Below are 23,369 nucleotides of genomic sequence, written 5' to 3' on the forward strand. Positions count from 1 at the left end.
GGCGCAGCCGCGCCGCCGCCGCCCGCTCCCGCGCCGGCGCCTTCCCCACCGATGACCGCCGCGGCCGGAGCCACCGCCTCGCCACCCGCGACCGCGGGAACCATTGCCTCGGCGACGGGCGCGCCCGCCGCACCGGCCGCCGGCGCCACGGCCGCGGCTTCCGCAATCGGCGCACCGGCCACACCGGCGGCATCGGCAATCGGCGCACCGGCCACACCGGCCGCGTCCGCAATCGGCGCGGCGGCCTGGAGCACTTCACCGTTCAGTCCGCCGGCCGCTCCGGCGCCCGCGCCTTCGGCGCCGCCGAACGGGGCAGCCCCCGCGGCGGGTGCCACCGCACCGGCGGGCACCCCGCCCGCGTCGGCGATCGGCGCGGCCAGCGGAGCGCCGCCGGGAACGCCGGCGGCAGGAACAATCGGGGCCCCGGCCGGGACCGGCAGACCTTCGGCCAGCGGCGCCGCGGCAGCGACGGGAGCACCGCCGGCCGCAGGCACACCGCCGGCGAGACCGACCGGAGCGCCCGCGCCACCGGCACCGCCGGCGGGGACACCCCCACCGGCCGCACCAGCCAGCGGGGCACCGCCACCGGCAGCACCGGCCACCGGCGCGCCGCCGCCCACCGCACCCGCGACAGGAGCACCGCCGCCGCCCGCACCGGCAATCGGCACGGCGCCGGCCACACCGTTGGCCGCACCCGCAGGCGGGATCACGACAGGTGGGGTACCGGCGCCGGTGAACGGCGCGGCCAGCCCGGTCATCGCCTGACCGCCGCTGGGCGGGGTGGCAGCGGCCTGCTGGACCATGCCGACACACGGCACGCCCGGACTCGACTTCACCATCGGCTGTGCTTCCGCGGTCGCGCTGAGCGCGAGTCCGGGCGTGCACAACGCGACCGTCGCCACGATGCTGACGGTCAGCCGATTCGACTTACTACGCATGTTCTCCCCAAGTCCGTATTTGACGCCGGAGTCAGGATTGAAGGTAAGTCCCACCTGTGTAATTTCCGTGTTCGACAGAATCGACGGTTACCGATCCGATACGAAGGCGAGCCGACGCTGTGACAGTCCTGCGAAACGCCTCCCCACCGGCCAGCGGAAACACCCGCCGGGCACGGTCGTAACCTGAGCGCATGTCCGATCACGTGCTTGTCGACATCGCCGACCGTGTCGCCACCATCACCGTCAACGACCCCGACCGTCGCAACGCGGTGACCGCCGACATCTCCCGCGCCCTGCGCGCGGCCATCGAGGCCGCCGAGGCCGATCCCGACGTGCACGCGGTGATCGTGACCGGAGCCGGGAAGGCCTTCTGCGCGGGTGCGGACCTGACGGCGCTCGGCGAGGCGGCCGAGGACGGTCTGCGGGTGATCTACGACGGCTTCCTGGCCGTCGCCAACTGCACTCTGCCCACGATCGCCGCCGTCAACGGGGCTGCGGTCGGCGCCGGACTGAACCTCGCGCTCGCGGCCGACGTGCGCATCGCCGGGCCGGCGGCAATGTTCGATCCGCGCTTCCAGAAGTTGGGTATCCATCCCGGCGGCGGCGCCACCTGGATGCTGCAGCGCGGTGTCGGTCCGCAAGTTGCCCGCGCCGCACTGCTGTTCGGCAAGCGCTTCGATGCCCACGACGCCGTGCGCTACGGCCTGGCGCTCGAGGTGGCCGACGATCCGGTGGCCGCAGCCCGCGCGCTCGCCGCCGGACCGGCCGGTTCGCCGCGAGACGTGGTGCTGGACACCAAGAAGTCCATGCGTGCCACGGCCAACCCCGGCTTCCTGGACAACGAACAGCACGCCCTGGCCGTCGACATCGAGATCACGCCGCAGGCGCGGTCCATCGAGTCGCCCGAGTTTCAGAACCGGCTGGCCGCAGCGAAGAACCGCTGACCCTGCCGCCGTGCACACCGACCGGCTCGTCCGCGCCATCGCGAGCGCACCCCTGACATTCGGGTGGCTGGCCGTGCTGTTCGTCACGACCCGGGTGCAGCGTTCGGCAGGCAAGCGGGCAGCGCTGCGCCTGCAGCGCACGTACTCCACCAATCTGACGCGGCTGCGGCGGGAGCCGCACCGGGTGCTCCCGGCCAGTCTGTTCTGGCTCGATGATCGGCGGTGGTGGCCGTACGTGCCGCTGTTCGTCGGCGTGCTCGCGCCCGCAGAGCGGCGATTAGGTTGGTGGCGTTGGCTTCTCGTCGGACTGGCCGCCTACGTCATCGCCACCTATCTCGGCCAGAGTCAACTTCGGCGAGCGATCCGATCCGGTACGGCGCCGCGGCGCTTGGTGAACGTCCGCGACGTCGGTGTCAGCTACTTCTTCTTCGGCGTCGCAGGAACGCTGTCGGGCTACGTGCCGCGTGAGTTCCGCACACCCGCGCAGGCGGTGGCCGTCGCGGCGTTGACCGTCAACGCCGCCGTCCGCCCGACGTTCACCGAGATAGGCCATCTCACCGCGCTGATTGTCGGCCTCGGCGCCGTCCCCCTGGCACCCGAGCGTGATCGGCTCCCCTACCCCGCTCCGGGTATGCGCGCACTACGCATCCAGCAGGGCAAGCTCCGGCGTCTCGATCAGATCCCTTAGTTCGCACAGGAACTTGGCCACCTGCGCGCCGTCGGCGATGCGATGGTCGAAGCCACATGTCAGCGACATCGTCGGGCGGGCCACCACCGCACCGTCGACGACGATCGGCCGCGGCTTCAGCGATCCCATCCCCAGGATCGCGGCCTCCGGGTAGTTGATCACCGGCACACCCTCATCCAGGCCCAGCGCCCCGAAGTTCGACACCGTGAACGTCGAACCCGACAGTTCGGCCGGACGCAGACCACCCCCGCGGGCGCGCTCGATCAACCGCGTCACCTCCGCCGCGAGCGACCGGGTGGTGCGCTGCTGCGCGTCGACGACAACCGGTACCAGCAGGCCACGGGCCGTGGACACCCCGATGCCGAGATGCACCGAGGAATGCTGATGGATCCGCGGGCCATCGGCGGTGTCCACCCACGTCGAGTTCAGCAGCGGATGCCGTTGCAGCACCAGTGTCAGTAGCCGCAGCGTCAGGACGAACGGGGTGACCTCGAACCGATCCGAGAGCTGTCGCAACGCTGAACAGTCGACCAGGACGGACGCGTGCGCATCGGGGATCTTGCTGCGCGACAACGTCATCCGCTTGGCCATCTCGACCTGCACCCCGGTTGGCGCCACCATGTCGGGGGCCGACAGGGTGGGGGCCGACATGGTAGGGGCCACGGCCAGCACGTCATGGCGGGTGACGACGCCGTTGCGGCCAGTCGGCGTGACAGAGGCCAGGTCGATACCCGATTCGCGGGCCATCTTGCGGGTGGACGGCTTGGCCCGGGCGCGCCGGGATCCGTCGAGGCGGTCGTCGGCGCCGTAGCCCACCAGGACCGGACCGGACACTCCCCCGGCGCTCGGCTCGTCGTCAACTGACGCGCCGACCTCGCCCTCGACTGACTCTCCGGTGATCCGCACCAGCACCGCACCGACGTCGAGGGTGTCGCCGACATCGCCACCGAGTTCGGTGACCCGGCCCGCATAGGGACTGGGAATCTCGACCTCGGCCTTGTTGGTCTCGAGCATGCACAGCGCCTGATTCAGTTCGACCACATCGCCCACCGTCACCGACCACCCGGTGATCGTGGCGTCCTCCAGGCCCTCACCGAGGTCAGGGACCCGGAACTCGAAAATCTGCGGATGTGTCACTGCCCCATCGCTTTCTCGACGCAGTCCAACAGCCGGTCCACACCCGGTAGCCACAACTTCTCCAACCGGGCGGGCGGGTAGGGGGTGTCGAATCCCGTGGCCCGCAACACCGGCGCCTCCAGGTCGTAGAAGAGTTCCTCGGAAAGCCGGGCGGCCAACTCGGCGCCGAAACCCAGGGTGCGCGGCCCTTCGTGCATCACCACACACCGACCGGTCCGGCGCACCGATTCGGCGACGGTGTCGAAATCGAGGGGATTCAGCGTGCGCAAGTCGACCACCTCGACACTCCAGCCCAGTTCGGTGGCCATCTCGGCGGCGTTGCAGGCGATGTCGACCAGGCCGCCGTAGGTGACCACCGTGATGTCCTCGCCGGGCCGACGGATGGCCGCCCGACCGAAGGGCAGCGGCGCCTGCATGGTGTCCACCGTGCCGCGGGTCCAGTACCGCCGCTTGGGTTCCAGGTAGATGACCGGGTCCGGACATGTGATCGACTGGCGCAGAAGCCAGTACGCGTCCTCCGGGGTGGACGGCACCACCACCTTGAGGCCGGCCGTGTGCAGCCAGTAACTCTCGGTGGACTCCGAATGATGTTCCACCGCACCGATTCCGCCGAATGACGGGATGCGCACCGTGACACCCATGCTCACGTCTCCGTGCGTACGCGTCCGGTACTTCGCCAGTTGGCTCACCATCTGGTCGAACGCGGGTGCGGAAAACCCGTCGAACTGGATCTCCGGCACCGGTACGAATCCGCGTATTGCCATCCCGATCGAGATGCCGATGATCGCCGATTCTGCCAGCGGCGTGTCGAAACACCTTTGCTGACCGAAGCTTTCGGCCAATCCGTCGGTCACCCGGAACACCCCGCCCAGACGGGCGACATCCTCGCCGAAGACGAGCACCCGCTCATCGGCGGCCATGGCGTCGCGCAGCCCCGCATTGATCGCCTGCGCCACGGTCAAAGTCAGCACGGCAGAAGGAGGCTCGGGGGCGTCGTCACCCTGCATCGGGGGCCGCTCGATGATCTGCGTCATATCAGGACTCCTTCCCCATCTCGACGAGCAACTCGTCGCGCTGGCGGGCCAACTCGGGCGTGATGTCGTGATAGACCACGTCGAAAACCTCTGCGATGTCGGCGTCCGGGGTGTTGATCAGCTTGTCCCGCAACTCCGTACGCATGCGCACCGCCTTGGCGGCCACCCGTTCGGACAACCGGTCCGTCAGCACACCGACCGAACGCAGGTACGTGCCGTACCGGGCTATCGGATCCCGCGCCGCCCACTGCTCGACGTCCTCGTCGGCCCGGTACCGGGTGGGGTCATCGGAGGTGGTGTGCGGCGCCATCCGGTAGGTGATCGCCTCGATGAAGGTCGGGCCACCGCCGTCGCGCCCCCGCTGCGCGGCCTCCGACATCACGGCGAAGCACGCCAGCACGTCGTTGCCGTCCACCCGCACCGCGGGCATGCCGTAGCCGGCGGCGCGGTCCGCCAGCGATGTCGCGGCGTATTGACCGCCGACCGGGGTGGAGATGGCGAACTGGTTGTTCTGGATGAAGAAGATGGTGGGCACCCGGTACACCGCGGCGAGGTTCAGCGCCTCGTGGGCGTCACCTTCGGAGGTGGCGCCGTCCCCCATGAACACGACGGTCACCGAATCCTCGTCGAGGCGCTGTGCCGCCATGGCGGCACCGACCCCGTGCAGGGCGTGCGAGGCCATCTGGATCGAGATGGGGGCGCAGCACTTCTCGGTGAAGGACAGCCCGCCGTGCCATGATCCGCGCCAGACCGCTCCCACTTGAGCGGGTGCGATGCCCCGCGCCAGGAAGGCGCCGAGCTCGCGGTACTGCGGGAACAGCCAGTCGGTTTTGCGCAGGCACGCCGCCGCACCCACCTGCGCGGCCTCCTGACCACGGCAGGACGCGTACAGGGCCAACTCGCCCTGGCGTTGCAGATTCACGAACTCGATGTCGAGCTCACGGGTGAGGACCAACAGCTCATAGAGCCAGCTCAGCGTCTCCGCGGGCAGGTCACGGCGGTACCGGGTCTCTGCAGTGGGAGACCCGTCTGCAGCCAACAGCCGCACGGGCTCACATGCCTCCGCCATACCGCCTCCTCCAGGTGACTGCATGTTAGGCCGTCATTAAGCGAGGTGCTCAGTAATGTGCGGTTGGCGCGCCCCCTGGTGTTGGGTGCCGGCTGGTTGCCTGGGTGTGGAGCCAACCGACGATCCGTGCCGCCCGTCGCACTACTGGGGCTGTCACCAGTATGCGCTCGGGCACAGCGTTGCTGCTGTGACCGCCGGTCCGCGTTCGGCGGCGTGTCGGAGGCGTCAGATCCGGGGTGTCAGCGCGGCGACAGCGCGACGATTCTCTCGGCGCGTCGGATGACGGGCGCGTCGACCATCATGCCGTCGAACGCGAAGGCGCCCCGTTGGTCGGCGGCGGCGGCCAGCACCTGGCGCGCCCAGTCGACCTGCTCGGCCGACGGCGAGTAGCCGTCCCGGATCACCGTCACCTGAGTCGGGTGCAGCGCCACCTTGATATCGAAGCCGACGGCCACCGCGTCGTCGGTCTCCCGGCGCAGGCCGTCGAGATCCTTGATGTCGATGTACACCGAATCCAGCGCCAGCTTGCCGTAGGCCTTGGCCGCGAGCAGCGACTGCGACCGGACATGTTTGGCCACCTCACGGTACGAGCCGTCGGGGAACCGGTTGAGGGTTCCGCCCAGCGAACCGAACAGATCCTCCGCACCCCACATCACGCCGACGGTGTTGGCCGCTGCGGAGGTCTCGGCCACCTTCAGCGCACCGAGCGGGGTCTCGACGATCAGCACCACATCCCGCGGAGCCAGCGCCGTCACCTGTTCGACGGCCTCGCACTTGGGCAGCATCACGGTGGTGTAGCCGGTGCGCGCCAAGGCCTCCAGATCCAGCCGCTGATCCTCGGTGCCGTGCGGGTTGATCCGGATCACGGTCCGAGCCGGGTCCAACGGCGTGTTGACGACGGCCTCGCGGGCCGCCGGCTTGTCACCGGCACCGTCCTCCAGATCCAGGATGACGATGTCGGCCGAGGCCGCTGCCTTGCCGAATCGCTCGGGACGATCGGCCGGGCAGAAGATCCATGCGGGTCCGGCATTGTCGAGCACTAGGCCTCCTGAGGCTTCTTGCGCACCATGGTCTTGCGCGAGGCCGTGGCCACGACATCGCCGTGCTGGTTGCGCCCGGTGTGAGCGAACGTGACGATACCTTCGCCGGGACGGCTCTTGGACTCCCGCTTCTCGAGGATCTCGGATTCCGCGTACAACGTGTCACCGTGGAACAACGGCTTGGGGAAGGCGATCTCGGAGAAGCCGAGGTTGCCGACGATGGTGCCCTGGGTCAGCTGGGCGACCGACAGGCCGACCAGGGTGGACAGCGTGAACATCGAGTTCACCAGCCGCTGGTTGAACGGGGGCAGCGCATCGGCGAACGCCGCATCCAGGTGCAGCGCCTGGGTATTCATCGTCAGCGTGGTGAACAGCACGTTGTCGGCTTCGGTGATGGTGCGCCCAGGGCGGTGCAGGTACAGCACCCCGGTCTCGAACTCCTCGAACCACAGGCCGCGCTGCTCCACAACACGTTTCTCGGTCACAGGCCCAACCCCCGCGCGATCAGCATCAGCTGCACTTCCGTTGTCCCTTCGCCGATTTCGAGGATCTTGGCGTCCCGGTAATGCCGGGCCACCGGATATTCGTTCATGAAACCGTAGCCGCCGAAAATCTGGGTGGCGTCGCGGGCGTTGTCCATCGCGGCCTCACTGGAGACCAGTTTGGCCACCGAGGCGGCCTTCTTGAACGGCTTGCCGGACAGCATCAGCGCCGCGGCGTCGTAGTAGGCGGTGCGGGCCGTGTGGGCGCGGGCCTCCATCCGGGCGATCTTGAACGCGACTGCCTGATACGCACCGATCTTGTGGCCGAACGCTTCCCGCTCCTTGGCATACTTCACGCACTCGTCGACGCAGCCCTGTGCGACGCCCACCGATAGTGCGGCGATGGCGATCCGGCCCTCGTCGAGGATGCGCAGGAAGTTGGCGTAGCCGCGGCCGCGGTCACCGAGCATGTTCTCGGCGGGCACGCGGACGTCGTCGAAACTCAGCGGATGGGTGTCCGAGGCGTTCCAGCCGACCTTGTTGTAGGCGGGTTCGGCGGTGAATCCCGCGGTGGGCACCGGCACCAGGAAGGCCGAGATCTCCTTGTGCCCGTCGGGCTGCTCGCCGGTGACAGCGGTGACGGTCACCAGTTTGGTGATGTCGGTGCCGGAGTTGGTGATGAACTGCTTGGAGCCGTTGATCACCCAGGTGTCACCGTCGAGTTTGGCGGTGGTCTTGGTGGCCCCGGCGTCGCTGCCACCGCCGGCCTCGGTCAGACCGAACGCGCCCAACGCCTTTCCGCTGGCCAGCAGCGGCAGCCACTCCTGCTTCTGCGCCTCGTTGCCGAACTGGTAGACGGGCATGGCGCCCAGGGACACCCCGGCCTCCAGGGTGATCGCCACGCTCTGGTCGACCTTGCCGAGTTCCTCCAGCGCCAGGCACAGCGCGAAGTAGTCGCCACCCATGCCGCCGTACTCCTCCGGGAACGGCAGGCCGAACAGGCCCATGTCCGCCATTCCGGCCACCACTTCATACGGGAATGAGTGCTCCGTATCGTGTTTGGCGGCCACAGGGGCGACGACGGTCTGCGCGAAGTCGCGGACCGTCTTGGCCAGTTGGGCGTAGTCGTCGGGCAGTGTCTCGGTTGACAGGAAATCAGTCATTCCTGGGCCTCCTTGGTAGCGGCGATGATTCGGGCCAGCGGCTGGCCCACCTTGACCTGGTCGCCGACGGCGACGAGAAGTTCGACCACCCCGTCGACCGGTGACGACAACGCGTGCTCCATCTTCATGGCTTCGACCGTGACGACGACGGCCCCGGTATCCACGGTGGCGCCGTCGGTGACGCCGACTGCGACCACCGAACCTGGCATGGGACTGAGCAATTCGGCGTCGCCGGAGTGTTCGTCCTCGGCGCGCACCGGCGCTTCGCGGACCTCGTGCACCACCACGGTGCCCGCGGGACCGGCCAGCCAGATGTATGCACCGTCGGCGGCCACCACGTATTCGGTGCGCAACCCGTCCACGGTGACGGTCAGGTCACGCCCGGCCAGCGCGGCGGTCAACGAGTAGCTTCCGCCGTCCTCGACGACGGCGGTGCCCGCCTCAGGCGTTCCGGTGATCCGCACGTGGTCGACGCGGTCGCCCGCACTGAGCCGGAACACACTCGGCGCCTGCCCGCCGGTTCGCCAACCCGAGGGCAGCGACCAGAGGTTGTCATCGGCGGCGGCCCACTGGCGCAGCCATCGGTAGGCGGCCGCGGCGATCAGATCCTCGTCGCCGGCTGGGGCAAGCCCGTAATCCGGCAACCTGCGGTCCAACAGACCTGTATCAAGTTGTCCGGCAACCACATCTGGATCCGCCAGCAGAAACCGCAGGAAGTCGATGTTGGTGGTGACACCGAGCACCGCAGTCTGAGCCAGTGCCTGGTCCAGCCCGCGCAGCGCGCCGGCCCGGTCGTCGGCGTGGGCGATGACCTTGGCGAGCATCGGGTCGTAGTCGCTGCCGACGACGGTGCCCGCGTAGATGCCGGAATCGACCCTCGCGTGCGAACCAATCCCCCGGTCGCCTCGCTCCTGCCCGCCGGAGGGCTCGACGACGTCAAGCACCGTGCCACCCGTCGGCAGGAAGCCGTTGGCCGGGTCCTCGGAGTACACCCGCGCCTCGATGGCGTGCCCGGTCATCGTGACGTCGGCCTGGGCCAGCGGCAGCTTCTCCCCCGCGGCGATACGGACCTGCTGCTCAACGAGATCCACGCCGGTGACCAGTTCGGTGACCGGGTGCTCGACCTGCAGGCGGGTGTTCATCTCCATGAAGAAGAACTCGTCGGGCTTCTCGGCGGAGACGATGAACTCGACCGTCCCTGCGCCGGTGTAGTCGACGCTGCGGGCGGTGTTACAGGCGGCCTCACCGATACGGGCGCGGGTCGCCGCGTCCAGCAGCGGCGACGGTGCCTCCTCGATGACCTTCTGATGGCGGCGCTGCAGGCTGCATTCGCGTTCACCGAGATGGATGACGTTGCCGTGTCCGTCGGCGAGCACCTGGACTTCGATGTGGCGGGGCCGCAACACGAATCGCTCCAGGAACAGGGTGTCGTCACCGAAGGCCGAGGCTGCCTCGCGACGGGCGCTGACGAGGGCGGCCGGGAGTTCGTCGGCCGAGTGCACGACGCGCATCCCCTTGCCGCCGCCACCGGCGGACGGCTTGACCAGCACCGGGAAGCCGATATCCGGAGCGCCGGCGATCAGGTCGTCATCGGTGAGACCCGGTCGCGAGATACCGGGCACCACCGGAACACCGAACGCCGACACCGCGGCTTTGGCGGCGATCTTGTCGCCCATGGTGCCGATCGCGCCGACCGGCGGCCCGATGAACACGATGCCGGCCGCGTGCAGCGCCTTGGCGAATTCGGCGTTCTCGGCGAGGAATCCGTACCCGGGGTGCACGGCCTGCGCACCGGTGCGGGTGGCGGCGCCGATGATGGCGCTGATGTCGAGGTAACTCTTGCGGGCGGCGGCCGGGCCGATGCGCACGGCGACATCGGCTTCGGCCACATGGCGGGCGCCGGCGTCGGCGTCGCTGTAGACCGCGACGGAGCGGATGCCCATGGCGCGCAGTGACCGGATGACGCGCACCGCGATCTCACCTCGGTTGGCGACCAGCACGGTATCGAAGGTGGTCATCCCGCTCACATCCTGAAGACGCCGTAGGACACCGGCTCCAGCGGAGCCTGTGCGACAACTGAGAGGGCAAGACCGACAACGGTTCTGGTGTCGGCAGGGTCGATGACCCCGTCATCCCAGAGCCGCGCGGTGGAGTAGTACGGATTGCCCTGATCTTCGTACTGGGCGCGGATCGGCGCCTTGAACGCCTCTTCCTGCTCCGGTGTCATGTCGCCGCGCACGGTGGCCAGCACCGACGCGGCCTGCTCGCCGCCCATCACCGAGATCCGCGCGTTGGGCCACATCCACAGGAAGCGCGGCGAATACGCCCGCCCGCACATCGAATAGTTGCCCGCACCGTAGGAGCCGCCGATCACGACGGTCAGCTTCGGGACCCGCGCACACGCCACGGCGGTGACCATCTTGGCACCGTGCTTGGCAATGCCACCGGCCTCGTAGTCGCGGCCCACCATGAAGCCGGCGATGTTCTGCAGGAACAGCAGCGGGGTGTTGCGCTTGTCGCAGAGTTCGATGAAATGCGCACCCTTGACGGCGGATTCGCCGAACAGCACGCCGTTGTTGGCGATGATCCCGACGGGGTGGCCGTGGATGCGGGCGAAGCCGGTGACCAGCGTCGTGCCGTATTCGGCCTTGAACTCGGCGAATTCGCCACCATCGACGATGCGGGTGATCACCTCGTGCACGTCGTAGGGGACGCGGGAGTCCACGGGCACCACGTCGTAGAGCTCGGACTGGTCGGCGACCGGCGCGACCGTCGGCCGCACCTCCCACGGCGGGTCCTGTCGCGGCCCGAACGTCGAGACGATGCGCCGCACGATGCGCAGTGCGTCGCGGTCATCGTGGGCCAGATGGTCGGTGACACCGGAGGTCTTGGAATGCAGGTCGCCGCCGCCGAGTTCCTCGGCCGTGACGATCTCGCCGGTCGCGGCCTTCACCAGTGGCGGGCCACCCAGGAAGATGGTGCCCTGGTTGCGCACGATGACGGCTTCGTCGCTCATCGCGGGTACGTACGCGCCGCCTGCGGTGCAGGAGCCGAGCACTGCGGCGATTTGCGGAATGCCCTGCGCGCTCATGGTGGCCTGGTTGAAGAAGATCCGGCCGAAGTGTTCACGGTCGGGGAACACCTCGTCCTGACGCGGCAGGAACGCACCGCCGGAGTCCACCAGGTAGACGCACGGCAGCCGGTTCTGCGCGGCGATCTCCTGTGCGCGAAGGTGTTTCTTGACCGTGATCGGGTAGTAGGTGCCGCCCTTCACGGTGGCGTCGTTGGCCACGATCATGCATTCGCGGCCGGACACCCGCCCGATGCCTGCGATCATGCCGGCGCCGGGGCAGTCGCCGTCGTACATGCCGTCGGCGGCCAGCGGCGCGATGTCCAGGAACGGGCTCCCGGTGTCCAGCAGACCGTCGACCCGGTCGCGGGGCAATAACTTGCCGCGGCTGACGTGCCGGTCGCGGGCCTTCTCGGAACCGCCCAGTGCCGCCTCGGCCAATTTGGTGCGCAACTCCCCCACCAGCGCGAGGTGTGCGTCGCGATGTGACATCGCTGAACCCATTTCAGTTGAGTTAATGACGACTAACTCGTAGTATGTTAATCACGATTAACCCGAATGTAAACAGCCGGAGGGAGGGCGGACGGCCGTGACGACCGAAACCGCGCGCAGCAGAGCCAAGTCCGACCGCCGCGATCAGCTGATCGGCGCCGCCGAACGGCTGATCGCCGAAAACGGCTACCTCGCGGTGCGTCTCGAGGACATCGGCGCGGCGGCCGGCGTGAGCGGTCCCGCCATCTACCGGCACTTCCCGAACAAGGAGGCCCTGCTGGTAGAGCTCCTGGTCGGGATCAGCACCCGGCTGCTGACCGGCGCCACCGACGTCGTCGACGCCAACCCGCAACCCGAACCGGCACTCGACGGATTGATCGACTTCCACCTCGACTTCGCCCTCGGTGAATCCGACCTGATCCGCATCCAGGACCGCGACCTCGCGCACCTGCCCGCCCCAGCCAAACGCCAGGTGCGGAAGGCACAGCGGCAGTACATCGAGATCTGGGTCGATGTGTTGCGCCGCCTCGACGACACCCTGGACGAATCCGACGCCCGACTCATGTCACAGGCCGTGTTCGGGCTGCTGAACTCCACCCCGCACAGCGTCAAGACACCGACCCGCACCCACAGCTCACGAGCGGTATTGCGGGCCATGACGGTTGCCGCGCTGGGCTCCTCCCGATAGCCCGCGTGAGCAACCCGGCGGTCCCGCAGCGCGGTGCAAGGCCAGACGGCGCGGGTACCCTGCAGCCATGAGGTGGGCATGACCAATTCACCACGCGGCGATGAGCCGACCCAGAGACTGACCGGCCGCAACGACGACCGCTCTGGCGACGCTTATTCGGGCTACCCGGGATATCCCGGCTACCCCGATCCCGCTTACGCCGGCCAGGCGCCCTATGGACAGTCCCCCCACGGCCCACGACCCACCGAGCCGATCCCCGCGTACCCGGCGTATGACCCCGCCTACGCGACCAATCAGTACTACGGCGGCCCGCCGCCTCCGCCCGGTGCACCCACCCCGCCGGAAGGCCCGCGGACCCCACGCTGGCTCTGGGTGGTCGCGGCCATCGCCATCATCGTGGTACTCGGACTGGTGATCGCCTTGGTGATCGTCAACAGCTCACAGCAAGACACCGTGGTGGCACCGGTCCCGTCACTCTCCGAGCCGACGTCCACGGCCGGCCCGACGACGACGCGCCGCCCGACCACCGTCACCTCGACGCCCACGCAGGTGCCCGCGCCGTCGGCCACCAGCCCCGCCACCCCGACCACCACGGGTGCCGAGCCGGGCGTCACCGAGCCCGTCGTCTACAACGTCGGCGGCACGGGCCGGGCCATCAACATCACCTACGTCGACACCGGCGGTGTGTTGCAGACCGAGTTCAATGTGCTCCTGCCGTGGAGCAAGCAGGTGGACCTGGCCAAGCCGGCCAAGGGCTCGGCGAGCGTCAGCATCATCAACGTCGGCCGTGAGGTCAACTGCTCCATCACCATCGACGGCGCGCAGGTGCAGCAGCGCAGTGGGTCAGGCCTGACGATCTGCAGCCCGATCGGCTGACCGGCTGGGGGTTTTCACCCCGAGCATCAGCACCAGGCCGAGCACCAGCACCACACAGATCCCGCCCATGCCCGCGCGGTCGCTGTCGAAGATGTCGATGAACAACGCGAACAATGCCGGCGCCAGGAAGGTCGCCGCCCGGCCGGTCATCGTGAAGAGGCCGAACGCCACACCCTCCTTGCCCTCGTGGGTGAGACGCAGCATCTGCGTGCGCGCCGCCGACAGCGTCGGCCCGACGAACAGGCACAGCAGCAGCCCGCACACCCAGAACGCCAACGGACCCGAGAGCGTGATCAAGGTGAGCGCGACGACGATCATCAGGCTCAGCGCCCCGACGATCACCGGCTTGGCACCGATCCGGTCGTCCAGCCAGCCCCCGGCAATCGCGCCCGCCGCGGCCACCAGGCAGGCGCACACGCCGAACAACAACACCGTCGCCGGCGAGATGCCGTAGACGTTGACCCCGAGCACGGCCCCGAAGGTGAACACCCCCGTCAGGCCGTCGCGGAACACCGCGCTGGCGATCAGGTAGTAGACGACGTTGCGGTCGCGGCGCCATTCGCCCGTCACCTCCGCCCACAGCGTGCGGTAGGCCGCCACGATCCCGACCGGCCGGTGCGCGTCGTCAGCGGGCGGTGACGGCGCCCTGAGCAACAACGGCGCCGCGAACACCGCGAACCACAACGCCGTCAGCAGCATGGCCGCCCGCACGTTCTGACCGTCATCGTGGGGCAGGCCGAGCAGTCCGCCGTCCCCGGCGATGAATCCGACGTAGATGATCAACAGCAGCCCGACGCTGCCGCCGTAGCCGACCGCCAGCCCCGTCCCGGAGATCCGCCCGGAGTTCTTCGGTGTGGTCAGCTGCCCCAGCATCGCGTTGTACGGCACGGTGGCCAGGTCATTGCACGCCGCGGTCAGTGCCAGCAGCGCGAGCCCGGCCCACAGATAGTGGTAGTCGGCGCGGATCAGACTCATCGAGGCCACCAGCAGCACCACCACCGCCGTCAGCACCACGAGCGCGCGCCGCCTGCGATGCGCCGCGTCGACCCAGATGCCCGTCACCGGCGCGAGGACCGCGACGATGATGCCCGCGATGGTCAGCGCCCGGCCCAGCCAGCTCGCCGGGGTGGTGTCCCCCGGCAGGTCCTTGCCGACGGCGCTGGTCAGGTAGACGGAGAACACGAACGTCACGACGATCGCGTTGACGCCGGTGGCGCCGCAGTCGTACAGAACCCACGACAGCACTTGTGAACGCCGCGCCCCGCGCGGCTCCGACACGGGGCTGCTCATGATCGCCACCCTATAAGTCCCTACGATTTCTCCCATGCCAGTACCTGCACCACATCCCGACGCCCGCGCGGTCGTCACCGGCGCCTCTCAGGGCATCGGTGAAGCCCTGGCCGACGAACTGGCCGCCCGCGGCCATCACCTGATCATCACCGCCCGCCGCGGCGAGGTGCTCGCCGAGCTCGCCGAGCGGCTCACCCAGAAACACGGCGTCACCGTCGAGGTGCGCGCCGTCGACCTCGCCGACCCGGCCGCCCGCGATGTGCTGTGTGAGGAGCTCGCCGGCCGCAACATCTCGGTGCTGTGCGCCAACGCGGGCACCGCCACCTTCGGCCCGGTCGCCAAGCTGGACCCCGCCGGCGAGAAGGCCCAGGTTCAGCTGAATGCCATTGCGGTGCACGATCTCTGCCTGGCCGTGTTGCCCGGCATGCTGGAGCGCAAGGCCGGCGGCATCCTGATCTCCGGTTCGGTGGCCGGGAACTCGCCCATCCCCAACAACGCCACCTACGCGGCCACCAAGGCGTTCGCGAACACCTTCAGCGAGTCGCTGCGCGGGGAGTTGAAGGGCACCGGGGTGCACGTCACGCTGCTGGCTCCCGGCCCGGTGCGCACCGACCTGCCCGACGTGTCCGAGCAGTCGCTCGTCGAACGGTTGATCCCCGACTTCCTCTGGATCAACACCGAGTACACCGCCAAGCTGTCCCTGGACGGTCTGGAGAGCAACAAGATGCGCATCGTCCCCGGCCTGACATCGAAGGCGATGTCGGCGGCCACCGGGTACGGACCGCGCGCGATCGTCACGCCCATCGTCGGGGCTGTGTACAAGAAACTCGGCGGCGACTAGCTGCTCACCCGGCGAGTGGCCACTTAGTGCACGTTTCAGCGCGAAACGTGTGCGGCAACTGGCCGCTCGGCGACTACCGCTTGCGGCGGCCCGTACCGAAGATGCTGCGGGTGATCTCCCGGCCGATGACGGTGCCCGCCGAGCGCATCGCACTCTTGAACGCCGGGCTGGTCACCATCTTGTCGAAGAAGCCCGGCTCGGCGGCGTTGCGCGCGGTCGAGGTGCCCTCGATGTCCGCCCCGCCACCGGTGGAGACCGGCGGCGGCAGCTGATCCGCGGGCGCTTCCGGCGGAGGCGCCAACCGGGCGTTGAGCTTCTCGTAGGCCGACTCGCGGTCGATGGTCTGGCCGTAGGTCGCCTGCAAGGGGCTGGCCAACGCGGCGGCCTTGATGGCGTCGGGGCCGATGGTGTCCATCAGCGACCGCGGCGCCCGCATCCGGGTCCATGCGACCGGCGTCGGCGCCCCGCGCTCGGAGAGCACGGTGACGATGGCCTCGCCGATGCCCAGCGAGGTCAGCGCCTCCTCCAGGTCGTAGACAGTGGTCTTCGGGTAGGTCCGCACCGTCTTGGTGAGCGCCTTCTGGTCATCCGGGGTGAACGCGCGCAGCGCATGCTGCACCCGGGCGCCCAACTGCGAGAGCACGTTGTTGGGCACGTCGGTGGGCAGCTGGGTGCAGAAGAACACGCCGACGCCCTTGGAGCGGATCAACTTCACCGTCTGCTCGACCTGCTCCAGGAATGCCTTGGATGCGTCGGTGAACAGCAGGTGGGCTTCGTCGAAGAAGAACACCAGCTTGGGCTTGTCGATGTCGCCGACCTCGGGCAGCGTCGTGAACAGGTCGGCCAGCACCCACATCAGGAAGGTGGAGAACATCACCGGGCGGGCGGCCTGCGCGCCCAGTTCCAGCAGCGAGATGACGCCGCGGCCCTGCGCGTCCAGCCGGATCAGATCCTTGGGTTCCAGTTCCGGCTCGCCGAAGAACGTGTCGGCGCCCTCGGCCTCCAGATTCACCAGGGCCCGCAGGATCACCCCGGCGGTGGTCGGCGACACCGCGCCCAGCGCCTTGAGTTCGGGCTTGCCCTCGTCACCGGTCAGGTACTGGATGACGGCGCGCAGATCCTTCAGATCCAGCAGCGACAGGCCCTTCTGGTCGGCCCAGTGGAAGATGAGGCCCAGGGTAGATTCCTGGGTTGCGTTGAGCCCCAGCACCTTCGACAGCAGGATCGGACCGAAACTGGTGATGGTCGCGCGCACCGGCACACCGATGCCGTCGGTGCCCAGCGACAGGAACTCCACCGGGAACGCCGTCGGCGTCCAGCTGTCACCGGTGTCGGTGGCGCGCTGGGTGGTCTTGTCGCCCGTCTCCCCCGGGCGCGACAGGCCCGAGAGGTCGCCCTTCACGTCGGCCATCAGCACCGGCACCCCGGCCGCGGACAGCTGCTCGGCCATCACCTGCAACGACTTCGTCTTGCCGGTGCCCGTCGCGCCGGCGATCAGACCGTGCCGGTTGACCGTGGCCAGTGGGATACGCACCAACGCGGTGGGATCGACGACGCCGTCGACCACCACCGTCCCCAGCTCCAGAGCTTGTCCCTCGACGGCGTAACCTGCGGCGATCTGCTGTGCGGGGGTTGCGGTGGATTCTGAGGTCATGGGCAGACACTACTGAACCGCGGCCCAAACGGTGGGTGCGGGCAGCTGCCGCAGGAGTATGCGCATACTGTGGATCGCTGTGCGTGAAGAACTGGTCTGGATCGACTGTGAGATGACGGGGCTGGACCTCAAGTCCGACAAGCTCATCGAGATTGCGGCACTGGTCACCGATGCCGACCTGAACATCCTCGGCGACGGGATCGACGTGGTCATCCACGCCGACGAGGATGCCCTGTCGGGCATGGTCGACGTGGTGGCCAAGATGCACTCCAGCTCGGGGCTCGACAAGGAGGTCCTGGCCTCCACCGTCGACATCCCGACCGCGGAGAAGATGGTGCTCGACTACATCCGAGACCACGTCAAGCAAGCCAAAACCGCCCCGCTGTGCGGTAACTCGATCGGCACCGACCGCGGCTTCATCGCGCGCGACATGCCCGCCCTCGACGAGTACCTGCACTACCGGATGATCGACGTCAGCTCCATCAAGGAACTGTGCCGGCGCTGGTTCCCGCGCATCTACTTCGGGCAGCCGGAGAAGGGTCTGGCGCACCGCGCGCTGGCCGACATCCATGAGTCCATCCGCGAGCTCAAGTACTACCGCGGCACCGCGTTCGTCCCCGCTCCCGGGCCGTCGACCAGCGAAATCGCCGCCGTCGCCGCCGAGCTTGGCCCCCCGAAGACCGACACGTAGGAAACCGATTCGGCTCCGGCGCACCGGAGCAGTTAGTATCTAGGACGCCGCTCACGCGGCAATGGTGGCTGTAGTTCAGTTGGTAGAGCACCAGGTTGTGATCCTGGATGTCGCGGGTTCGAGTCCCGTCAGCCACCCGAGGTAGAAACACCGCCCCACCCGCTAACAAGCGGGTGGGGCGGTGTTTGTTTCTGGGACCGTGCGGGGGCCGCCCCCTTGCTGATTGACGCAAGCGACTGCGATGGCGGAATGCGGATGATTTACTGAGCATCGCTGGGCGTTCGCTCAGCGTGGGGTCCGAGTCGCAATGCTCGACGAAGAGCCGACTCTGATGCGTGGAGGGGCGCGTGGAGGCACCTTTCGGCTTGTCGTTCAACTCGCAGTCATGCTCCGCGTGGGAGTCACTCACCGAACCGCACATCGTCGTCGGACCGTTGTCCTGACCAGAGTCAGAAGGTATGCAACAAGATGTCTGCGACAACCGAACTGCCTCCGTACCGCAATCCCACAGGGATCATCCCCGAACGACGCAACTGGCGCACCTTTTTCGACTRCTGGCGCCGGGTTGCCAATACCAGCACCGGCTACGGGCGGGTTTACGAGGCCTTCGTGGCGATGTCGGCACCGGAGGCCGCCCGGCAGTTCTATCGGGTTCGGTCACATCCCAACGGCCGCAAGCTTTTCCGGGACCAACCGGATCTGCTGCCCATTCTGTGCGACGACGACTACCTCACGTCGTTGCCCGTCGGTTCGGTGGGCCACGCCTACCGCACCTACATGAATGCCAACGACCTGCATCCCGGCGTGTACGACGAAGCCACGATCTTTCGTCCGATTGCCCAGCGGGGCAACTGGTCCGACGACTACTATTGGCTGACGCGACGTTCCACCACCCTTCACGATTTCATTCACGTCATGTGCGGCTACCCGACCGACATCGCCGGGGAGGTCCTCAACATCGGGTTCCAGTGCGGACAAATCGAACCCGCCGGACCGATGAAGTGGATCGGCCTGTTGTTGGCCGTCATGTCGCCCGGTGCACCCGTGCGACACAAGGTGCGGGCCTACTTGCAGGCCGTCGAACGGGGTCAGCGTGCTGATCTACTTGCGGCGGCTCCCTGGGAGGAGCTGCTGGATAAGCCCATGGACCAGGTTAGGGAGCTACTCGGTATCGCGCCCACGGAAGTGGCACACCCCAAGGGCGTCTGGCGCACCACCTCGTGGTTCTTCGGCTTCAAACAGCCTACGCATTGGGACTACGACGAAATATTGGCGGGCGAACGCGCGGGCGACCGACCGCGTCAGCGCACGGGTCGCTAGACCGATTTCTTGATCCGCGGCGAGAGCTGCACGAATTCCGGTACCACACTGGGGTTCTCGTGGGCGGTGAGCACCAGGGACAGCAGTGTGTTGGCGACATCACCCAGGGCGGCCATCCGGGCGGGCAGCTGGCCGTGCTCCACCCACGACTCGAACAGCTGCGACAGCAGGTCGCGGTCCGCGCCGCGCAGGATCTCGGTGCCCTCGGTCGGGCAGATGCCGACGCGGAGCAGCGACAGGTCCGGATGCTCGTTGCGCCAGGAGTGCAGGATCTCGTCGAGTGCGGCCTTGCTGGCGTTGTAGGCGGCCACCCCGGCGCGCGGACGCCCGACGTCATGGCTGGAGGCGATCAGCACCACCCCGTCCTCGGACAGGTGCGGCTGCACGGCGCGCAGCAGGTTGTTCGCGCCCAGCGCGTTGACGCTGAAGGCGTGGACCCAGGTGGCCACGTCGGTGTCCTCGATGTGCGCCAGCGGCGCGACGGTGCTGGTGAACACCACCGCGTCGAGGCCGCCGAGGGCCGCCACCGCGGCACCGACGACCGAGGCGATGGCCGCGGTGTCCTCGATGTCGAGCTCGAACGCCGATCCGCCGACCTCGGCGGCCAGGCTGCTGAGCAGATCCAGCCGGCGGGCGGCCACCGCGACCTTGGCGCCACGGCCCGCGGCGCTGGTCGCCACGGCATGGCCGATGCCCGACGATGCCCCGACCACCAGAAGTCGCAGTCCGGCGGCGTCGGTGCGCTGATCAGTCATTCTCACCCTCGTTCATCATCGGTTAGGACACCCTTATAGTTCCGGGACAGTACCTGTGCGATGAGTTTCGGGTGTGACGTGGGTCAACATCGCATGACCACAACAGCCAAACCGCCGTTGGCCGACCCCCAGACCTGGCGCGTCGCTCTGGACGAGCTTCGTGCCCGGGAGAAGGCAGCCACCCGCGAACTCGACGCCATCGCGGCCGCACGCCGGCGCCTGCCGATGGTCGAACTGCCGAAGTACGTACTCATCGGCGAGGACGGCCCCGTCTGCCTGGCCGAGGTGTTCGACGGCCGTACCCAGCTGATCACCTATCACCACATGTGGACCGACGGGGCCGAGTGGCAGTGCGGCGGCTGCACCGGGTTCACCTCGCAGTTCACCCGGCTCGACTTTCTGGACAGCTATGACGCCCGGTTCGTCGTCGTCACCAACGGCCCCATCGAGGAGGCCCTGGCCTACCGCAAGAAGGTGGGCAACAAGATGACCTGGTACTCCTCCTCGGAATCCACGTTCGGGACCGACGTCGACGCGGCGCCCGGGGAAGGTTTCGCGGTGAACGTGTTCCTGCGTGACGGCGACACCGTCTACCGGACCTGGCACACCAACGGCCGCGGTACCGAGCAACTGAACAGCAGCTTCGGGCTGATCGACCTGCTGCCCTACGGCCGCCAGGAGGAATGGCTCGATTCGCCGGCCGGCTGGCCGTCGCGCCCCACCTACTCGGGCTGGCTGGACAGCCCGGACATCGCCCGCACCTATGGAGAGGACTCGTAATGACCACCGACCAGAACTACGTCGTCACCCGGACCATCCCCGCATCGCCGAGCACTGTCTTCGCCTTGCTGAGCGACCCCGCCCGGCACAAGGACACCGAGCCCGGCGATTGGGTGCGTGACGCCATCGATCCGCAGCCCATCACCGGCACCGGCCAGATCTTCGCGATCAACATGTACTTCGAGAACGCCGGCGGGCCCTACGTCATGCACAACCTGGTCGACGCGTTCGAGCAGGACCGCACCATCGGCTGGCAACCCGGCCAACTCGACGAGTCAGGGCAGCTGGCACCCGGCGGTTGGTGGTGGCGCTACGACCTGTCCCCCAACGGCGAGGGCACCGACGTCACGCTCACCTACGACTGGACCGGAACCTCACAGGAGTTCCGCGACCAGGTCGGCGGCATGCCCGTCTTCGGACCCGAGTTCATCGACGAATCGCTTGCCACACTGGAGCGTTCGGTTACGTAGCGACAGGCACCTTGTCCAGGAAGCCGAGCACGGACTCGATCCGGCCCTCGTCGTCGGTGGACAGCACGTCGAAACCCACCACCAGCGGATCGGCGCCGCGCGGACCGAGACCCCACTGGAATCGGGTGTGCCGGTGATGCGTGTCAGACCCACTGACCAAGGTGAATTCGAATCCCGGGAACTGGGTGTGTACGGCATCGATCGCGGCGGAGATCTCGTCGTGGCCGGTCACGTCGGCCAGCGGATCGACATAGCTCGCACCGGGCGCCCAATGCTGATCCAGCAGGGTTCGGCGGGCGGTCCCGTCGGTGGCGTTCCAGGTGTTCAGATATGCGGTGACGATGTCGGTCATGGTGTTCCTCTTTCGCGGAATTGAACTGGTACCGAACCAGATTCACCGACCGTCCGCGCGTTGTCGATTACCCGAGGGGTAACCGCTCAATCGTTGGCGTTGCCGGCCTTCCACTGATCCCACGGGATGTTCCAGTCACCGAGGCCGTCGGTCCCGGGCAAGGGTGACCCGACGGTGCCGACCACCTCGACGATGTCGCCGCGGCTGGTGTTCTCGTAGAACCACTGGGCATTGCTGGTGCTCGCGTTGAGGCAGCCGTGGCTGACATTGCTGTAGCCCTGGCTGCCGACCGACCACGGGGCGGCGTGCACGTAGATGCCGCTGTAGGACATCTGGGTGGCGTAGTCCACCTCGGTGCGATACCCGTTGGGCGAGTTGACCGGAACGCCGTACGTCGACGAATCCATGATCAGGTGTGAGAACCGGTCACCGATGATGTAGGTGCCGTTGTTGGTGGGTGTGCTGTTCTTGCCCATCGAGATCGGCATGGTCTTGACCACCTCACCGTTGCGCCGGACGGTCAGTGTCTTGCTGGCGTCGTCGGCGGTGGCGACCACCTGATCACCGATGGTGAAATGCGTGGCGACGTTCTCCTGCCCGAACAGCCCGTTGCCCAGGTCCACCCCGTAGGTGTTCACCTCGACCTTGACGTCGGTTCCCGGCTTCCAATACGCCGCTGGGCGCCAACGCACTTCGCGATTGTTCAGCCAGTAGAAGGCACCGTCGACGTGAGGTTTGGTGGTGACCTTGATGGCCTTCTGCGCCGCGAGACGGTTGGAGATGTTCTCGTCGAATCGGACGGCGATCGGCTGCCCGATTCCGACGACCTCGCCGTCATTCGGCAGCAGATAGGGCATGGTCAGGTTCTTCGGCGAGTGCGTCTCGAACGTCATCTGCCGGCTCGCTTCGCCGCCGAGCCCGAGCGAACGCGCGGTCAGCGTGTAGCTGGTGTTGTAGTCCAGCGGGTCCGTCGTCGCCCAGGTGAGGCCGTCGGGACTCAGCTTGCCGGCGACGGCGGTGCCCGCCGAATCGACCATGCTGACCGCGCCGAGCACGCCGTCTTCGGCACTGACCGTCACCGGGGCATCGACGGTGACGCCGACCGCACCATCGGTGACCGAGGCGTTCAGTTTCGGCACCAGCAGATCACCGAACGGCGTGCCCTTGTCGGCGATGGTCTGCGGCGCGGGCGGTGCTTGGTTGGTGGCGCAGCCGGCCAACACGAACGCAGAAGCCAGCGCGACAACGACGCCCAGCACCTTCACCCGGCGCGCGGCCGCCCGCATTGTGACCTGCACCATTGTCTTGCTCCACCTCATCAGCGCCGCGTGTTCGCAGCAACCTGCCAGCATTCTATGGGAATCGACGCCGACCAGCGCACCGGCTGAGACCGGCGCTCAGGCGGCCTCCCGATGCGGTTCTGGGCGGCCCGCACCCCGCGCTTCATGCGGATTTCACCTCGCGCCGTGGGGCCTGTTATTGTTTCACCCGCGCGCCGTTAGCTCAGTTGGTAGAGCAGCTGACTCTTAATCAGCGGGTCCGGGGTTCGAAACCCTGACGGCGCACCCATCAGAAGCCCTGCTCCGGCAGGGCTT

The 23,369-nt window shown here is 67.9% G+C and carries 23 protein-coding genes and 2 tRNA genes; 11 read left to right on the top strand and 14 right to left on the bottom strand.

All coding sequences use genetic code 11. From position 1 onward, the window contains the following. Window positions 1–938, bottom strand: a 938-nt coding sequence (locus AC1DY7_RS27700; protein WP_477496961.1) for a hypothetical protein, incomplete at its 3' end; no start/stop codon positions are given. A gap of 191 nt (window positions 939–1,129) precedes the next feature. On the opposite strand from AC1DY7_RS27700, the gene AC1DY7_RS27705 reads away from it, so the two are divergent. Both AC1DY7_RS27705 and AC1DY7_RS27710 read left to right on the top strand, forming a co-directional pair. Continuing rightward, complete coding sequence (locus tag AC1DY7_RS27705; RefSeq protein ID WP_477496962.1) at window positions 1,130–1,882, top strand: enoyl-CoA hydratase; 753 nt, start codon at window positions 1,130–1,132, stop codon at window positions 1,880–1,882. A 10-nt stretch (window positions 1,883–1,892) separates the two neighbouring features. After that, on the top strand, window positions 1,893–2,570 hold the full coding sequence (locus tag AC1DY7_RS27710; protein ID WP_477496963.1) for a rhomboid-like protein: 678 nt from the start codon (window positions 1,893–1,895) through the stop codon (window positions 2,568–2,570). On the opposite strand, the gene AC1DY7_RS27715 is transcribed toward AC1DY7_RS27710, so the two are convergent. The 8 genes from AC1DY7_RS27715 to AC1DY7_RS27750 all read right to left on the bottom strand — a co-directional run bounded on the left by AC1DY7_RS27715 (window position 2,523) and on the right by AC1DY7_RS27750 (window position 12,069). Beyond that, entirely contained in the window at window positions 2,523–3,707 is a 1,185-nt protein-coding gene (locus AC1DY7_RS27715) for a dihydrolipoamide acetyltransferase family protein (protein ID WP_477496964.1), read from the bottom strand. The genes AC1DY7_RS27710 and AC1DY7_RS27715 overlap by 48 nt on opposite strands. After that, the gene (locus tag AC1DY7_RS27720; RefSeq protein WP_477496965.1) at window positions 3,704–4,741 is read right to left on the bottom strand and encodes an alpha-ketoacid dehydrogenase subunit beta; all 1,038 of its coding nucleotides are present in this window, start codon (window positions 4,739–4,741) and stop codon (window positions 3,704–3,706) included. The genes AC1DY7_RS27715 and AC1DY7_RS27720 overlap by 4 nt, the downstream gene beginning before the upstream one ends. Window position 4,742: 1 nt before the next feature. Continuing rightward, window positions 4,743–5,810: a thiamine pyrophosphate-dependent enzyme gene (locus AC1DY7_RS27725; RefSeq protein WP_477496966.1), complete on the bottom strand. Its 1,068-nt coding sequence runs from the start codon at window positions 5,808–5,810 to the stop codon at window positions 4,743–4,745. 239 nt (window positions 5,811–6,049) lie between these two features. Then, the gene (locus AC1DY7_RS27730; protein WP_477496967.1) at window positions 6,050–6,850 is read right to left on the bottom strand and encodes an HpcH/HpaI aldolase/citrate lyase family protein; all 801 of its coding nucleotides are present in this window, start codon (window positions 6,848–6,850) and stop codon (window positions 6,050–6,052) included. Continuing rightward, complete coding sequence (locus AC1DY7_RS27735) at window positions 6,850–7,335, bottom strand: MaoC family dehydratase (protein WP_477496968.1); 486 nt, start codon at window positions 7,333–7,335, stop codon at window positions 6,850–6,852. Before AC1DY7_RS27735 ends, AC1DY7_RS27730 begins: the two co-directional genes overlap by 1 nt. Continuing rightward, window positions 7,332–8,495, bottom strand: a complete 1,164-nt coding sequence (locus AC1DY7_RS27740) for an acyl-CoA dehydrogenase family protein (protein ID WP_477496969.1) — start codon at window positions 8,493–8,495, stop codon at window positions 7,332–7,334. The genes AC1DY7_RS27735 and AC1DY7_RS27740 overlap by 4 nt, the downstream gene beginning before the upstream one ends. Continuing rightward, on the bottom strand, window positions 8,492–10,513 hold the full coding sequence (locus AC1DY7_RS27745; RefSeq protein WP_477496970.1) for an ATP-binding protein: 2,022 nt from the start codon (window positions 10,511–10,513) through the stop codon (window positions 8,492–8,494). Before AC1DY7_RS27745 ends, AC1DY7_RS27740 begins: the two co-directional genes overlap by 4 nt. A gap of 5 nt (window positions 10,514–10,518) precedes the next feature. Further along, window positions 10,519–12,069, bottom strand: coding sequence for a carboxyl transferase domain-containing protein (locus tag AC1DY7_RS27750; RefSeq protein ID WP_477496971.1), 1,551 nt, complete (start codon window positions 12,067–12,069; stop codon window positions 10,519–10,521). Between the two features lie 85 nt (window positions 12,070–12,154). On the opposite strand from AC1DY7_RS27750, the gene AC1DY7_RS27755 reads away from it, so the two are divergent. Next, on the top strand, window positions 12,155–12,745 hold the full coding sequence (locus AC1DY7_RS27755; protein WP_477496972.1) for an SACE_7040 family transcriptional regulator: 591 nt from the start codon (window positions 12,155–12,157) through the stop codon (window positions 12,743–12,745). A 78-nt stretch (window positions 12,746–12,823) separates the two neighbouring features. Continuing rightward, window positions 12,824–13,621 (top strand): MmpS family transport accessory protein, encoded by a 798-nt coding sequence (locus AC1DY7_RS27760; protein ID WP_477496973.1) that lies wholly within the window; start codon window positions 12,824–12,826, stop codon window positions 13,619–13,621. Here the strand turns inward: AC1DY7_RS27760 and AC1DY7_RS27765 are convergent. Then, window positions 13,589–14,911: an MFS transporter gene (locus AC1DY7_RS27765; protein WP_477496974.1), complete on the bottom strand. Its 1,323-nt coding sequence runs from the start codon at window positions 14,909–14,911 to the stop codon at window positions 13,589–13,591. The two genes, AC1DY7_RS27760 and AC1DY7_RS27765, sit on opposite strands and share 33 nt — an antisense overlap. 34 nt (window positions 14,912–14,945) lie before the next feature. Here AC1DY7_RS27765 and cmrA point away from each other — a divergent pair, with 34 nt between their 5' ends. After that, the gene (gene cmrA / locus AC1DY7_RS27770) at window positions 14,946–15,752 is read left to right on the top strand and encodes a mycolate reductase (protein ID WP_477496975.1); all 807 of its coding nucleotides are present in this window, start codon (window positions 14,946–14,948) and stop codon (window positions 15,750–15,752) included. Window positions 15,753–15,825: 73 nt separating this feature from the next. Here cmrA and AC1DY7_RS27775 read toward each other — a convergent pair whose 3' ends face one another. After that, window positions 15,826–17,406: a helicase HerA-like domain-containing protein gene (locus AC1DY7_RS27775; protein WP_477496976.1), complete on the bottom strand. Its 1,581-nt coding sequence runs from the start codon at window positions 17,404–17,406 to the stop codon at window positions 15,826–15,828. Between the two features lie 79 nt (window positions 17,407–17,485). Here AC1DY7_RS27775 and orn point away from each other — a divergent pair, with 79 nt between their 5' ends. From orn to AC1DY7_RS27790, 3 genes are all read left to right on the top strand, one after another. Beyond that, window positions 17,486–18,097, top strand: coding sequence for an oligoribonuclease (orn, locus tag AC1DY7_RS27780; RefSeq protein WP_477496977.1), 612 nt, complete (start codon window positions 17,486–17,488; stop codon window positions 18,095–18,097). 64 nt (window positions 18,098–18,161) lie between these two features. Beyond that, window positions 18,162–18,234 (top strand) — tRNA-His (locus AC1DY7_RS27785). Window positions 18,235–18,565: 331 nt separating this feature from the next. Next, complete coding sequence (locus tag AC1DY7_RS27790) at window positions 18,566–19,417, top strand: Coq4 family protein (protein WP_477496978.1); 852 nt, start codon at window positions 18,566–18,568, stop codon at window positions 19,415–19,417. On the opposite strand, the gene AC1DY7_RS27795 is transcribed toward AC1DY7_RS27790, so the two are convergent. Beyond that, window positions 19,414–20,172, bottom strand: a complete 759-nt coding sequence (locus AC1DY7_RS27795) for an SDR family oxidoreductase (RefSeq protein ID WP_477496979.1) — start codon at window positions 20,170–20,172, stop codon at window positions 19,414–19,416. The two genes, AC1DY7_RS27790 and AC1DY7_RS27795, sit on opposite strands and share 4 nt — an antisense overlap. A gap of 93 nt (window positions 20,173–20,265) precedes the next feature. Between AC1DY7_RS27795 and AC1DY7_RS27800 the strand changes: the two genes are divergently transcribed. After that, window positions 20,266–20,952: a DUF899 domain-containing protein gene (locus AC1DY7_RS27800; RefSeq protein ID WP_477496980.1), complete on the top strand. Its 687-nt coding sequence runs from the start codon at window positions 20,266–20,268 to the stop codon at window positions 20,950–20,952. Beyond that, on the top strand, window positions 20,952–21,422 hold the full coding sequence (locus AC1DY7_RS27805) for an SRPBCC family protein (RefSeq protein WP_477496981.1): 471 nt from the start codon (window positions 20,952–20,954) through the stop codon (window positions 21,420–21,422). Before AC1DY7_RS27800 ends, AC1DY7_RS27805 begins: the two co-directional genes overlap by 1 nt. Here AC1DY7_RS27805 and AC1DY7_RS27810 read toward each other — a convergent pair. Next, the gene (locus AC1DY7_RS27810) at window positions 21,415–21,774 is read right to left on the bottom strand and encodes a nuclear transport factor 2 family protein (RefSeq protein ID WP_477496982.1); all 360 of its coding nucleotides are present in this window, start codon (window positions 21,772–21,774) and stop codon (window positions 21,415–21,417) included. The two genes, AC1DY7_RS27805 and AC1DY7_RS27810, sit on opposite strands and share 8 nt — an antisense overlap. Before the next feature lie 86 nt (window positions 21,775–21,860). Next, on the bottom strand, window positions 21,861–23,075 hold the full coding sequence (locus tag AC1DY7_RS27815; protein WP_477496983.1) for a L,D-transpeptidase: 1,215 nt from the start codon (window positions 23,073–23,075) through the stop codon (window positions 21,861–21,863). A gap of 191 nt (window positions 23,076–23,266) precedes the next feature. On the opposite strand from AC1DY7_RS27815, the gene AC1DY7_RS27820 reads away from it, so the two are divergent. After that, window positions 23,267–23,339 (top strand) — tRNA-Lys (locus tag AC1DY7_RS27820). The last annotated feature ends 30 nt before the right edge of the window (window positions 23,340–23,369 follow it).

The sequence above is a fragment of the Mycobacterium sp. P2_H7 genome (genome assembly GCF_056403275.1).

What these genes read in the sequence shown, in the direction of transcription:
- AC1DY7_RS27745 (WP_477496970.1), bottom strand. Translation starts at nt 10,513, where the DNA reads ATGACCACCTTCGATACCGTGCTGGTCGCCAACCGAGGTGAGATCGCG.
- AC1DY7_RS27725 (WP_477496966.1), bottom strand. Translation starts at nt 5,810, where the DNA reads ATGGCGGAGGCATGTGAGCCCGTGCGGCTGTTGGCTGCAGACGGGTCT.
- AC1DY7_RS27810 (WP_477496982.1), bottom strand. Translation starts at nt 21,774, where the DNA reads ATGACCGACATCGTCACCGCATATCTGAACACCTGGAACGCCACCGAC.
- AC1DY7_RS27795 (WP_477496979.1), bottom strand. Translation starts at nt 20,172, where the DNA reads ATGACTGATCAGCGCACCGACGCCGCCGGACTGCGACTTCTGGTGGTC.
- cmrA (WP_477496975.1), top strand. Translation starts at nt 14,946, where the DNA reads ATGCCAGTACCTGCACCACATCCCGACGCCCGCGCGGTCGTCACCGGC.
- AC1DY7_RS27740 (WP_477496969.1), bottom strand. Translation starts at nt 8,495, where the DNA reads ATGACTGATTTCCTGTCAACCGAGACACTGCCCGACGACTACGCCCAA.
- AC1DY7_RS27750 (WP_477496971.1), bottom strand. Translation starts at nt 12,069, where the DNA reads ATGGGTTCAGCGATGTCACATCGCGACGCACACCTCGCGCTGGTGGGG.
- AC1DY7_RS27800 (WP_477496980.1), top strand. Translation starts at nt 20,266, where the DNA reads ATGACCACAACAGCCAAACCGCCGTTGGCCGACCCCCAGACCTGGCGC.
- AC1DY7_RS27705 (WP_477496962.1), top strand. Translation starts at nt 1,130, where the DNA reads ATGTCCGATCACGTGCTTGTCGACATCGCCGACCGTGTCGCCACCATC.
- AC1DY7_RS27760 (WP_477496973.1), top strand. Translation starts at nt 12,824, where the DNA reads ATGACCAATTCACCACGCGGCGATGAGCCGACCCAGAGACTGACCGGC.
- AC1DY7_RS27815 (WP_477496983.1), bottom strand. Translation starts at nt 23,075, where the DNA reads ATGGTGCAGGTCACAATGCGGGCGGCCGCGCGCCGGGTGAAGGTGCTG.
- AC1DY7_RS27765 (WP_477496974.1), bottom strand. Translation starts at nt 14,911, where the DNA reads ATGAGCAGCCCCGTGTCGGAGCCGCGCGGGGCGCGGCGTTCACAAGTG.
- AC1DY7_RS27775 (WP_477496976.1), bottom strand. Translation starts at nt 17,406, where the DNA reads ATGACCTCAGAATCCACCGCAACCCCCGCACAGCAGATCGCCGCAGGT.
- AC1DY7_RS27720 (WP_477496965.1), bottom strand. Translation starts at nt 4,741, where the DNA reads ATGACGCAGATCATCGAGCGGCCCCCGATGCAGGGTGACGACGCCCCC.
- AC1DY7_RS27805 (WP_477496981.1), top strand. Translation starts at nt 20,952, where the DNA reads ATGACCACCGACCAGAACTACGTCGTCACCCGGACCATCCCCGCATCG.